We start from the raw sequence: 11941 nt of genomic DNA on the forward strand, positions 1-11941 counted from the left end.
GTGTGGCTCGGCCGCGAAACCTTCAAAGGTCTCGCGGCCGAGTTGTTTCTGCTGCTAGCTAAGCAGGTTGCCCCGCGCCATGCCGGTCGCGGCGATCACCATGATGACCATCAACGCCGCTTCTGCATGGCTGATCCTCGCAAATCGGCGGGCGCGGCGCGTATCGATGTGTTCCTGGTTTTTGAAGGCTATGCGCCACTTGATGAGCGCGAACATCGGGATGACTTCCAGGGCCACAATCGCAATGAATGCCAGCATCTTCAGGTGAAACAGCGGCTGGTGCAGGTAGTAATACGAGCCTTTTTCGAAACCGCCAAACGCGCGAAGGGCACCCGTGATCAGCAGTATGGCGGCGGATATTCCCCAAATGTTGTCGACCACGAATACGTCTCGGAATGACCTTGGGTCATCGTCACGCAGTCGACGCAACGCGCGTCCTCGGGCCAGCACGGCGGCCAGGGCAAAACCGAACGCCAGTAGGTGCAACGCGGCCAGCAGCCATTTGACGAGCATGTTTGTACTCCCGAAAGCCGCTCGAATTAATGCAAGCGTTGACAGAGGTTTAGCTCATGAGGGGATTGTTTGCTTGAAGAGTGTTGCGCCAGCGGATGAAATTTTTGTTAAGCGGGGGAAGTTGCAGGTGAAGTTTGGGCGTGGCAATAGCGGATTGACTGCAAAGTGTGCGGTGCTTTGCAGTCAATCGCCAGATACAGGAATAAGGCCGGGGCAGTTACTCTTTGGCCTGCAATCCATTCTGTTTCATGATCAGGTTTTTTTCCTTTTTATACTGCAAGGCAACTTCAGGCGCCGGACCGCTTTTGCCGGTCTCCATCCACAGGCGCAAACGGCTGGCATCGGCGAAGTGGGTGTATTTGCCGAACGCATCGAGAATCACCACTGACACCGGGCGACTGGCCATGCTGGTCAGCAACACCAGGCAATGCCCCGCCTGATTGGTGAAGCCGGTTTTGGTCAGCTTGATGTCCCAGTTGGATTTACGGACCAGGTGGTCGGTATTGCTGAAGCCCAGGCTGTACGTGGGTTTGCGGAATGTCACGGTCTTCTCTGGTGTCGTGCTCAGCTCGCTCAACATCGGGTATTTGCGAGCGGCCAGGACCAGTTTGGTCAGGTCGCGCGCGGTCGATACGTTGTAGATCGAGAGGCCGGTTGGCTCGACATACACGGTGTGCTTCATGCCAAGGGCCTTGGCTTTGGCGTTCATGGCCTGGATAAACGCAGCGTAGCCGCCGGGATAGCTATGGGCCAGGCTCGCTGCAGCGCGGTTTTCCGACGACATCAAGGCGATCAGCAGCATCTCTTTGCGCGGTAATTCGCTGCCGATCTTGACCCTGGAAAATACGCCTTTCATTTCTGGCGTTTGCGAGATGTTGATCGGGATGACTTCGTCCATCGGCAGTTTTGCGTCAAGCACGATCATTGCCGTCATGAGCTTGGTGACCGAAGCGATAGGCACAATCACGTCAGGGTTGCTGGAGTACAAGACCTTGTCCGTTTGCAGGTCGACGACCATGGCGCTGCCAGAGGCAAGATGAAGTTGTGACGGGTCGCGTGAAATGGCGGCGGGCTCGTTCGCCTGGGCACTGGTGCAAAGTACCGGGCCTGTAAGAACAAATAATAGGCCGAGAAGAGAAAGATGAGTTTTCAAGCGAGATGCTCACTAAGAGTGGAAAGTACGATATCGCACGGAGTTATAAGAATAATCCCGCATTTTAGGAGCACAGTTGGTGACTGTCGATGGGTGTTGTAAGGCCTTTCGCTAATAAAACTGCAGCGACAGGCAAGGTTCAGCTTCTGCCGACTAAACCCTTCGAACAGGCGCGGTGGTGAATAGTCGTGGTGCGCCAGGCGCGCAACGATTAGCATCCCATGCCATCGATGGTTGCCTACGCAGATCAAAGGAGTCGCGCAATGCCCAAAGGGTTTATCAGTAAGGATTACGCAGTATTGGTGATCGTCGCCGGTGCCGTCGCCGTAGTCCTGTCGGGCTTGGGTTTTTTTTCCAGGCCGGCCGATTGGGCAGGTTGGGTGCAGGCCACGGGATTGATTGTCGGGATGATGGTTGCGGTGGCGATTCCGGCCATTCAGAAGAAGCAGGATGCTGCAATCCAGCGTCAGCAATTGCGCACGCGTGAAACCGGTTATGCGCGCCGCATTCAATACCTGTGCGGTGAGCTCAGCGAGTTGTTGGCCAAGATCAGCGTCAGTTTGAATCACTTGCGCGCGTCGGATCGGCACCGCTTGCAAAACACGCTGCAGGATTACCTGCATCGCCTGTTTGAATCGCACAAGCAGGACTTGAACGATGATCGCGTGGTCATTGCATATGAATTGCGGCAAGTCGCCAATGACTTGATTGATGAACTTGAAAGCGGCCGCGCTGACCGCGTGGTGTTCATGGCCCTTGAAAAAAGGCTGCAGAAACTGGCGCATCGTTGTCAGGTCAACGCAGCGATGGCCGAGCGTACCTGATTTCGATCAAGCAAAAAAAAGCCCGCATCAGGGGAGGGATGCGGGCAAGGGGTTGTGCGGAGCAACGCACGATTTGAGCTAAAACGAAATTCGTTGAAAAGGCTTAGCCGTTCAGCTGGGCGCCGTCGAGTTTCGCGGACAGCGCCTGTGCCGCAGGCAAGGATACGAAAGGTCCGCTGACGGGTTCACCGTTCTGCATCAGATACCAGCAGGCCAACAGGCCGCGCTCTCTGAGGTTCGCCGGAACAGCGCTTCCAACTACCGACATGATTTGAACCTTGGTCATAACTGCCTCCATCAATCTATGGCGCTACTTTAAGGCGCCAAGGCGGGATGCAGAAATCACCGCTCTCGATAGTCGACATTGATGACAAGAGCAATGTCCGGCCGATTGCGAGCGATCAGTCGACGACAAGGTCCAGCATTGCAACGACTTCCGTGTCGGTCAGCATGCCTTTGTCGACCAGGTTTTGTGCCAGAAGAGAGAGGAGCTTGGCGGTGCGATGGCCTTCAAGGCTCTTCAATTCGGTCAGCGCGCTGTAGACCTTGTTGGAGGTGCAGAGTCCAGCGGCTCGATGCGGGTGCTGTGTCGGCATAAACGCATTCCTTGTTTTTATGAGGTTCGAAACGGCTATCTACAGGATGACCGGCCGTCCATTGAATGATTCCGATACCCATGATGATCGGTTTCCGAGCCAGTCACTGTTCTGAAAGCGACGGTCGGTTTGGCGGTGTCGTCGGACTGGCTTTGCTGAACCTCACAAACAACAACCCCGCCGGAGGGCGGGGCTGAAGATCAACTGTTACCAGCGGCCGCGATCATAGTAGCCACGGGGCGGACCGTAGTAATAGCCGGGTGGCGGGCCGTAATGGCGTGGCTGATAGTAGACCGGCGGTGGGACGACCACCTGATATCCCGGTTGATAGTAAACCGGTGGTGGCGGCGCCTGGACATACACCGGCTGCTGCACATAAACAGGTTGAGGCTGTTCGACATAGACAGTTCGGTCACGCCCGGACGAAACCGCTGCGCCCACTACCGCCGCACCAACAATGGCACCAACGACTGCCGGACCACCCCAGCCACCACCGCCGCCATGGGCGTTCGCTTGGCCTGCGAGGGCTAGGGCACCTATCAACAAGGCAACCTTGGGGATTTGACGAATCATGACTGTTCCTCGGCTTTCAACCCCGTTGTCGCGGGCTTGCATTCTTCTCAAGCACTGCCACGGGATAATTCTAAGACAGCGGTTTCAGGGAAAACTGCGAAGTCGTTGCGTAAATTTTGTGTAAGGTATCCGGCGAGTTTAAAACTACCGGATCGACTTACTGATGCGGTGTGAATAGTACGCCTGCCGGGCAGGTTTTCTAATACCGTTGAGGAGAAATAATGCTAATGGTCCCCAACAAAGAAACACAGCTGTGCATGTCGCTGGCCGGACGCCCCGGTAACTTCGGCGTGCGTTTTCATAATCACTTGTATGAACAGCTCGGACTCAACTTTTACTACAAGGCGTTTACGACCGGCGACCTTCCTGCTGCGGTCGGCGGAATACGTGCCCTCGGCATCCGCGGCTGTGGGGTATCGATGCCGTTCAAGGAGGCGTGTATTGAATGGGTCGACGAGATGGATGCTTCAGCGACCGCGATTCAGTCGATCAATACCATCGTCAATACTGACGGGCATTTAAAGGCCTACAACACCGATTACATCGCTGTTGCGCAACTGCTGCAGAGTCGAGCGGTGCCCATGACCGAGTTTGCCTTGCGTGGCAGCGGCGGCATGGCCAAGGCAGTGGTGTCTGCCATGCGCGATGCAGGCTTCACGAGCGGGATGATTATTGCCCGTAATGAGAAAACCGGCCGCGCTCTGGCCGATGCCTGTGGGTTGCGCTGGCAGGCTGAGCTTGGCAAGGCGCGTCCGCCGCTGTTGGTCAACGTTACCCCACTGGGCATGACTGGCGCGCAGTCTGAAGAGCTTTCTTTCAGCGAGGATGCCATTGAAGCCGCAGAGACGGTTTTCGATGTAGTGGCCACGCCAGCGCAAACGCCGTTAATCAAGGCGGCCAGACGTTTGCAGAAACGCATTATCAGCGGCGATGAAGTCGCGGCCATTCAGGCATTGGAGCAGTTCGTGTTGTACACCGGAGTGCGCCCGACCGACGAGCAATTCCAACTGGCCGCAGCATTTGCTCGCGGCTGACCAGTCCTTTGGCCCTGTTATCGAGATCGGGTAACAGGGCAGGGCGCGACACCTGATGGCTGCCGGCTATTCGAGCTTCGCCAGGCGCTCTTCGAGTGCTGCAATACGCGCTTCCAGTTCGTCCAGACGTTCAGCGGATGCCGATGCTGAACCCCCGGAACTGCGCTCTGGGGCGTTTTGCCGGTTGGCGAGTATTTCCTGCAGCTCCTCGGGGTTGCCCAAGGTGTGCATGTAACGGTCTTCCCGCTGCCCGGACTGGCGTGGCACCAACATGGCCATGTTGCGGGAAATCAGCCGCTCCAGTTGATGAACCACTTGCTCGTTGTCCTCGAAGTCATGCATCCGGTTACTGCGGGTGAGCAACTCGTTGACGGTTTGCGGGCCGCGCAGCAACAAAAGGCCCGTCAGAATGACTTGCGCCGGGACCAGCTCCAGTGCCTTGTCGACCTTGTGTTCCCAACGATCGGCACGGCTGCCCATCACCAGACGCGTCAGGCGGCGGCCTTCCAGGGCGCGCAGGCTTTGACCGACCTGGCCTGGCGTCAGGTTCATCACCGGGTCGCGGCTGGTTTTCTGATTGCAGGCGGTAACCAACGCGTTGAGGGTCAGCGGATAGGTTTCAGGACTGGTCGCCTGCTTTTCGATCAGGCAACCCAGAATGCGCAATTCCGTGCTGTTGAGGTGCAGCGCGTCGGTCGTGTCGGGCGCGTCTGCAGGTGACGGCGAAGGCTGTTCGGTAGACATGGCGCTTTCCATAGGCGATGGCGGGCAGTCAGCCTAGGCTGTGTGATGAATATTTTCCAGCGCCTGAAGCCTGTGTTTGCGCTTTTCAAGGATGACGACAATAAAGACCAACTGCGTTGCCAGGATAGCGTGCCTATAATCGCTTACCTTTCATTCAGGATCTGTCATGACTATTTCTTTGTATTCCGCCTCCATCCCGGTGTTTCAGCAAATGCTCAATGCCTTGAGCGCCATCCTGACCAAGGCCGAGGCCCACGCCACCGAGAAGAACATCCAGCCTGACGCTCTGCTGCAGGCTCGCCTGTTTCCGGACATGCTCAACTTCACCCGTCAGGTGCAGATCGCTGTCGACATCGCCAAAGGGGCTTCGGCGCGTCTGGCAAATGTAGAAATGCCTAAATATGACGATACCGAGACCACTTTTGCCGAGCTGCAAGCCTTGCTCGCCAAGACCCTGGCCTTCATCGGCAGCATCAAGCCGGAACAGGTCGACGGCAACGAAGAGATCGAAATCATCCTGCGTCCGGGCACACCGAAAGAAAAACGTTTCACCGGCCAGAGCTATCTGCTGACCTACAGCCTTCCGCAGTTCTTCTTCCACGTCACCACCGCTTACGACTTGCTGCGCCACAACGGCGTAGAAATCGGCAAGCGTGACTTCATGGGCGCTGTGTAATCCGCGACGACTCCATGATTCGTTGATCTGCTCCACTCAAGCCGCCGCACGACTGTTGTCATGCGGCGGTTTGCGCTCTGCACCTAAACGGTATCGGTAAACAGCTTGTGCCGGGCGCTTTCGGTGATCGCAATAATGCCTGGGTGCTTGACCTTGCGCTCTACGGAAATGGCGTAGAACGACTCGGTCACGGCGTCCGTCTGGCCGAGCAGTTCGACGCCGTACTGGGCCTGCACCTCATCGGCAATCACGCTGGGCGCGACAAAGATGCCGCTGCCTGACTTGCCGAAAGCTTTCATCAGCGCGCTGTCGTCGAACTCTCCGACAATGCGCGGCTGCACGTTCTGATCCGCGAACCAGCGCATCAATCTGCTGCGCACGACGGTTTCCTGTCCGGGAATCAGCAACGGTGCTCCCTGCATACTGGCAGGAAAGTCTTTGCCATAGCGCTGGGCCAGTTCTGGCGTCGCGAAAAAGCTGATGCCGCACTCACCCAGCTTCTGGCTGTAGCCTTTAATGTCCAGGTGCGAAGGCATCGGACTGTCGGAGATCACCAGATCAAGGCGCTGAATCGCCAGATCGGCCAGCAATCGCTCCAGTTTGTCCTCGCGGCAACTGATGCGCATCGGCTCCTGCAACTCCATCGTGGGCGCTATTAGCCGATAGACGATCGACTTGGGAACCACATCCGCGACGCCGACCCGAAACAGAATCTGCTGTTCGTCCGGCTGCGCGCGCAACATCGCTTCAAGCTCATTGCCCAACTGAAACATTTGCTCGGCATAAGGGAGTGCGAGCCGGCCGGCTTCGGTCAATTCCAGCTGGCGTCCGACCCGCTGGAATAAATCGACGCCCAAGGTTTGTTCCAGAAGGCTGATCTGGCCGCTGATGGTTTGCGGGGTCAGGTTCAATTGGTCACAGGCGCGAACAATGCTGCCGGTTTTTGCAACCACCCAGAAGTAATGCAGCTGTCGATAATTCAGCATAAAGTTTCCCGATTCGTTATCGCCGAAGTATACGCCTTGAAAATACGAATTTTCCTGAACTATCTGCCTGACTAGAATGCGCCCCTATCGCCGGACCGAGTCTACGCGTCCGGCTAATCTGATGAGGCATCCCATGATCAAACCTTTGCGTATCGCACTCTTTACGCTTCCTCTGTTGTTTCTGGCCGGCTGTGATCAGGTCGAAACATCCACCAAGCAACTGTTGAGTACCGCCGCTGATTCTGCCAAACAGGCCATCGACGATACGCAGAAGGCCGCCACCAAAGCACTGGACGACGCCAAACAGGATCTCTCCCTGGCGCAACCCAAGCCGGAATCCAAAGCAGACAAATCAAGCAAAGAAATCTAATCTCGTCTTCAACTGAACCAGGGCATCACTATGGAATACCTGTTAGAACTCGCGACAAGCCCGGCGGCCTGGGTCGCATTGGCGACGTTGGTCGTCATGGAAATCGTCCTCGGGATCGATAACCTGATCTTTATTTCGATCCTGACCAACAAATTGCCGGCGCATCAGCAGCAGAAAGCCCGCAGATTGGGTATTGGCATGGCGTTGTTCCTGCGCTTGGGCCTGCTCAGTACCGTGGCGTATATCGTGCAGCTTACCGAGCCGGTCATCGAAGTACTTGGCCAGACGTTCTCGTGGAAGGACATGATCCTGATCGCCGGTGGCCTGTTTCTGGTGTGGAAGGCGACAACTGAAATCCACCATAGCGTGGACATCAAGACCGAGGCTGAAAAGAAGATCGAGTCGACCATCACCTTGGGTATGGCTGCGGCGATCGGCCAGATTCTGATGCTCGACCTGGTGTTCTCCATCGACAGCATCGTAACGGCTGTAGGTATGACCGAACACTTGCCAATCATGATCATTGCGGTGATCAGTGCCGTGATCGTCATGCTGGTTGCTGCCGATCCGCTGGCGAAGTTTATCAACGACAACCCAACCGTGGTGATGCTGGCGCTGGGCTTCCTGATCATGATCGGCATGACGCTGATCGCTGAAGGTTTCGGTGCTCACGTGCCTAAAGGCTACGTTTACGCGGCCATGACCTTCTCGGCATTGATCGAGGGTTTGAACATGCTGTCGCGCCGAGCCAGGATCAAACGCGAAGCGGCGCAGGCTTCAGAGGCGCAGTAACTGAAGCAGTAACGAAGAAGGTCGGCGCGGTTGAAACCGCCGCCGACCTTTTCATTTGTATTCAATGGGCCGCGGCGTGGCGGTCTTTTCGTGGCTTTTCGCGTTTGACAGGTGCAACACCCGTGTCACGGTGATGATGACGACGAGAAATGCGCATCACGCCCCAAAGCATGGCGGTGGCAACAGCCATCCATGCGGCGATCAGCATCACGATTGTCATTCCCAGGCTCATAAGTCCTCCACGGACCTGCTTTCTATCCAGTCCTTGTAATCGACAGTCTAGTACCCGGCATGTTTCGGTAAATTGACCAATGGTCTCAAACGCAGGATCAATTTGGCATAGCCAGCATCATTGACTGCATTATCGGGCTATACCCGTGCGCGGTGTCGCCCTATGATCGGCGTTCGAGTCAGGCCGCAGGTGGCCGACGTCCGTTGAAGTGAGTGAACATGCTACCGGTATTACTCCGAGCGCCCATGGTTGGCACGAAGTGGAAAGTTCTGGCTGTTGCCTTTGTCTTGAGTCTGGTCGGCTGTGCTTCGGCCCTTACGCCTGAAATCCAGCGCCTGCCGGACCGGGTTGAACTCAATAACGTACCGTTCTTTCGCGGCAATGCTTATCAAAGCGGACCCGGCGCATTGGCCAGCATGTTGGCCAATCAGCGCGTCCAGATAACCCCGGGTTTGCTCGACAAGCCGCTAAAACTGCCGGGCGGCGAGGGCAGGCTTGAGGCAAGTATGCCGAAGCTGGCGCGTGAGTATGGTTTCCTCGTGTACCCCCTGGATGACGGCTTGCAATCGTTGTTGACGCAAATTTCCGCTGGGTATCCGGTCATGCTGCGTTTTTCCGAGGGCACCGTCTTGAAGGAGCCGCGCTACGCTGTATTGGTGGGATACAACCGCATTAAGCAAACAGTATTGCTGCATGCGGGCATGAACCGTCGTCTGCTGATGAGTTTCAGCAGTTTCACATCGGCCTGGGAAAACGCAGGTAGTTGGGCGGTGTTGATTCAAAGTCCGCGTCAGTTGCCTGCCAGCTTGAACGAACAGCGCTGGGTAAAGGCGGCGGATGATCTGGCCCAGGCGGGTCAGGAACAGGCAGCCGGCGAGGCCATCAAGACATTGAAGGCGCGCCAGGCTGCTCACTGAGGTCGGGCGGCGCAGAGCTCCGCTCGGGATGCGTCAAAAACCCAGCTTGTCTCTCAGGCCGTAATACCAGGCACCCAGCGCCGTCAGCGGCGTACGCATCAATTTGCCACCGGGGAAAGGGTAGTGCGGCAGTCCGGCGAACGCGTCGTAACGTTCGGCCTGACCGCGCAAGGCCTCGGCCAGCACTTTGCCCGCCAGATGCGTGTACGTGACGCCATGACCGCTGCATCCCTGAGAGTAATAGATGTTGTCGCCAAGCCGCCCGACCTGGGGCAGACGGGATAACGTCAGCAGGAAATTTCCGGTCCAGGCGTAGTCAATCTTAACGTCCTTGAGCTGTGGAAAAGCCTTGAGCATCTTTGGTCGGATGATCGCCTCAATGTTGGCCGGATCACGGGCGCCATATACAACGCCGCCACCAAAAATCAGACGTTTGTCTGCAGAAAGACGGTAGTAATCCAGCAGATAATTACAGTCTTCGACACAGTAATCCTGCGGCAGCAGTGTCTTCGCCAGCTCGTCACTCAAAGGTTCGGTGGTGATGACTTGCGTGCCGCAGGGCATGGACTTGGCGGCCAGTTCCGGGACGAGATTGCCCAGATATGCATTGCCCGCGACGATAATGAACCTGGCGCGAACCTTACCCTCGGCGGTATGCACCACAGGGTTAGCGCCTCGCTCGATGCGAATGGCAGCCGATTGCTCATAAATCGTGCCGCCCAGGGATTCCACCGCCGCGGCTTCCCCCAGCGCAAGATTCAACGGATGGATATGGCCACCACTCATGTCCAGCAAGCCGCCTATGTATTGCTCGCATGCTACTGCTTCCCGAATACGGGTTTGATCCATGAGTTCCAGTTGAGTGTGGCCGTAGCGTTCCCAAAGCCGCTTCTGCGCTTCAAGGTGGCCCATCTGCTTGGGTGTCAGTGCGGCGAAGACTCCGCCGTCCTTCAGATCGCACTGGATTTGATACGTGGCCACCCGATCACGAATGATCGCGGCTCCCTCGAACGCCATCTGCCCTAACAGCTGCGCCTGGCCGGGGCCAACTGTGCGCTCGATAACATCGATATCACGGCTGTAACTGTTGACGATCTGTCCGCCATTGCGCCCCGACGCGCCAAAGCCGACTTTGGCCGCCTCCAGTACCGTCACCCGAAAGCCGTGCTCCAGGAGAAACAGCGCGCTGGACAGGCCGGTATAACCCGCGCCAATCACACACACGTCGGTTTCCACATCGCCCTGCAATTGCGGGCGAGGAGGGGCTGGACTGGCCGAGGCTGCGTAATAGGACTGCGGATAAGGAGTGTTCGCCATCCTTTAACCTCCGTTTAATATTTTTTACGAATGGCTCGATCCTACCGGAGATCAAAAAGCTGCACCAGCCAGCGACAGATTAAAGGCGAAAACCCGAAATCGTAAAAAATACGCATATTCATAGGGTTAGCGCGAAAAAAGGTGTTGACACACATTTAGATATCCGTAGAATGCCGACCCACAGCAGGCGCGTAGCTCAGTTGGTTAGAGCACCACCTTGACATGGTGGGGGTCGTCAGTTCGAGTCTGATCGCGCCTACCAAACAAATCCGCTCTCTGCTGGGCGGTCTAGAAGGGCTCACCGAAAGGTGGGCCCTTTTTTGTTGCCAGAATTTCAGATGGATTCGCAAAACGTTTGTAAAACCCCACCTCAGAACGCCAAGTCGGCGCTTACGTCGACGTACAAAATCTGCTTCTCTGTGTGGCCCTCTTGAATTTACCGTTTGGGTAAAGGTTCGGCGGCAGCTTGCGAGTTGCGAGGGTTCGGGGCCAGGCCGCCATCAGCCGGTGCTCAGCATTTGTTCAAGCAGCGGGTCGTTGGAGCCCAACAGCGCAGCCTGTAGATCGACGAAGTGCATCCCGCCTTTTACTTCACCCACGATTTCACCTTCCTCAATCTAATCCCTTTGACCGCTTCGATCTCGATCTGGACAGCCGGATTGATTTCGGAAAAATCGCTGCCTGAGCAGTGGTGCAACAATGCGCGATGAAAAACTCAGGCGCAGAATTCCAACTTTTGTTGGGAACTTCGCGAAAACCTCACCTGACGAAGCCTATCATCGCCTACCGGCGATATTTTTCCTTACGGCGCCCCGCTTTCCCGCGACCTCCAGTAGCCGCTTGAAGGTGGCGCATTCCATATGTGACGGCGCAGGGCACTCGGCGACGTGTCGGAGCGTGTCGCGGAGCGCGATCAATTCGCGGATATGCCGATCAATCTCGTCTGCCTTTTGATGAAGCCCGGCGCGCGGTAGGTCTGGCATGCCGTTTCTGCCCAACATCCCGGCGATCTCTTCAAGCGAGAAACCTGCCAATTTACCCATCGTGATCAGCTTGAGTTGCAACAGGACTTCGGGCGGAAACTGCCGGCGCAACCCGCGCCGTGAAACCGAGTAAATCAACCCCACTTCCTCGTAGTAGCGTAGCGCCGAGGGTTTGATTCCGGTCTGTGCCGACACCTCCCCGATATCCAGAAATTTCATGCTTGACCTCAA

16 protein-coding genes and 1 tRNA gene are annotated in these 11941 nt (G+C 56.5%); 7 read left to right on the forward strand and 10 right to left on the reverse strand.

The annotated features are described in order from the left end of the window. Positions 1-54: 54 nt before the first annotated feature. On the reverse strand, positions 55-513 hold the full coding sequence (locus tag CFII64_RS25685) for a DUF2214 family protein (protein WP_020293787.1): 459 nt from the start codon (positions 511-513) through the stop codon (positions 55-57). Positions 514-730: 217 nt separating this feature from the next. Continuing rightward, complete coding sequence (pbpG, locus tag CFII64_RS25690) at positions 731-1666, reverse strand: D-alanyl-D-alanine endopeptidase (protein ID WP_044901694.1); 936 nt, start codon at positions 1664-1666, stop codon at positions 731-733. Between the two features lie 263 nt (positions 1667-1929). On the opposite strand from pbpG, the gene CFII64_RS25695 reads away from it, so the two are divergent. Further along, positions 1930-2490, forward strand: coding sequence for a hypothetical protein (locus CFII64_RS25695; RefSeq protein WP_020293789.1), 561 nt, complete (start codon positions 1930-1932; stop codon positions 2488-2490). A gap of 103 nt (positions 2491-2593) precedes the next feature. Here the strand turns inward: CFII64_RS25695 and CFII64_RS25700 are convergent, their stop codons facing one another. From CFII64_RS25700 to CFII64_RS25710, 3 genes are all read right to left on the reverse strand, one after another. Then, entirely contained in the window at positions 2594-2776 is a 183-nt protein-coding gene (locus CFII64_RS25700; RefSeq protein ID WP_020293790.1) for a hypothetical protein, read from the reverse strand. 115 nt (positions 2777-2891) lie between these two features. Beyond that, on the reverse strand, positions 2892-3086 hold the full coding sequence (locus CFII64_RS25705; RefSeq protein ID WP_020293791.1) for a hypothetical protein: 195 nt from the start codon (positions 3084-3086) through the stop codon (positions 2892-2894). 207 nt (positions 3087-3293) lie between these two features. After that, positions 3294-3659 (reverse strand): hypothetical protein, encoded by a 366-nt coding sequence (locus CFII64_RS25710; protein WP_020293792.1) that lies wholly within the window; start codon positions 3657-3659, stop codon positions 3294-3296. Between the two features lie 221 nt (positions 3660-3880). Between CFII64_RS25710 and CFII64_RS25715 the strand changes: the two genes are divergently transcribed. Beyond that, complete coding sequence (locus tag CFII64_RS25715; RefSeq protein ID WP_044901695.1) at positions 3881-4693, forward strand: shikimate 5-dehydrogenase; 813 nt, start codon at positions 3881-3883, stop codon at positions 4691-4693. 66 nt (positions 4694-4759) lie between these two features. On the opposite strand, the gene CFII64_RS25720 is transcribed toward CFII64_RS25715, so the two are convergent. Then, positions 4760-5437 carry a YceH family protein gene (locus CFII64_RS25720; RefSeq protein WP_020293794.1) on the reverse strand — a complete coding sequence of 226 codons (678 nt, stop codon included), beginning with the start codon at positions 5435-5437 and terminating at the stop codon, positions 4760-4762. 166 nt (positions 5438-5603) lie between these two features. Between CFII64_RS25720 and CFII64_RS25725 the strand changes: the two genes are divergently transcribed. Continuing rightward, on the forward strand, positions 5604-6113 hold the full coding sequence (locus CFII64_RS25725) for a DUF1993 family protein (protein ID WP_020293795.1): 510 nt from the start codon (positions 5604-5606) through the stop codon (positions 6111-6113). 83 nt (positions 6114-6196) lie between these two features. On the opposite strand, the gene nhaR is transcribed toward CFII64_RS25725, so the two are convergent. Then, on the reverse strand, positions 6197-7099 hold the full coding sequence (nhaR, locus tag CFII64_RS25730) for a transcriptional activator NhaR (protein WP_020293796.1): 903 nt from the start codon (positions 7097-7099) through the stop codon (positions 6197-6199). Between the two features lie 133 nt (positions 7100-7232). Here nhaR and CFII64_RS25735 point away from each other — a divergent pair, with 133 nt between their 5' ends. Further along, the gene (locus CFII64_RS25735) at positions 7233-7469 is read left to right on the forward strand and encodes a hypothetical protein (RefSeq protein ID WP_020293797.1); all 237 of its coding nucleotides are present in this window, start codon (positions 7233-7235) and stop codon (positions 7467-7469) included. Positions 7470-7499: 30 nt separating this feature from the next. Continuing rightward, positions 7500-8261, forward strand: coding sequence for a TerC family protein (locus tag CFII64_RS25740; protein WP_020293798.1), 762 nt, complete (start codon positions 7500-7502; stop codon positions 8259-8261). A gap of 61 nt (positions 8262-8322) precedes the next feature. Here CFII64_RS25740 and CFII64_RS30105 read toward each other — a convergent pair whose 3' ends face one another. Next, entirely contained in the window at positions 8323-8493 is a 171-nt protein-coding gene (locus tag CFII64_RS30105; RefSeq protein ID WP_020293799.1) for a hypothetical protein, read from the reverse strand. Between the two features lie 218 nt (positions 8494-8711). Between CFII64_RS30105 and CFII64_RS25745 the strand changes: the two genes are divergently transcribed. After that, on the forward strand, positions 8712-9410 hold the full coding sequence (locus tag CFII64_RS25745) for a hypothetical protein (RefSeq protein WP_052026666.1): 699 nt from the start codon (positions 8712-8714) through the stop codon (positions 9408-9410). 33 nt (positions 9411-9443) lie between these two features. On the opposite strand, the gene CFII64_RS25750 is transcribed toward CFII64_RS25745, so the two are convergent. Continuing rightward, positions 9444-10727 (reverse strand): FAD-binding oxidoreductase, encoded by a 1284-nt coding sequence (locus CFII64_RS25750; protein WP_020293801.1) that lies wholly within the window; start codon positions 10725-10727, stop codon positions 9444-9446. Between the two features lie 185 nt (positions 10728-10912). Between CFII64_RS25750 and CFII64_RS25755 the strand changes: the two genes are divergently transcribed. After that, positions 10913-10989: transfer RNA gene (locus CFII64_RS25755), tRNA-Val, on the forward strand. 514 nt (positions 10990-11503) lie between these two features. On the opposite strand, the gene CFII64_RS25760 is transcribed toward CFII64_RS25755, so the two are convergent. After that, on the reverse strand, positions 11504-11929 hold the full coding sequence (locus tag CFII64_RS25760; protein WP_020293803.1) for a helix-turn-helix domain-containing protein: 426 nt from the start codon (positions 11927-11929) through the stop codon (positions 11504-11506). Positions 11930-11941 lie beyond the last annotated feature (12 nt).

Origin of the sequence: Pseudomonas sp. CFII64 (assembly GCF_000416235.1) — a bacterium.
Classification (GTDB): Bacteria; Pseudomonadota; Gammaproteobacteria; order Pseudomonadales; family Pseudomonadaceae; genus Aquipseudomonas.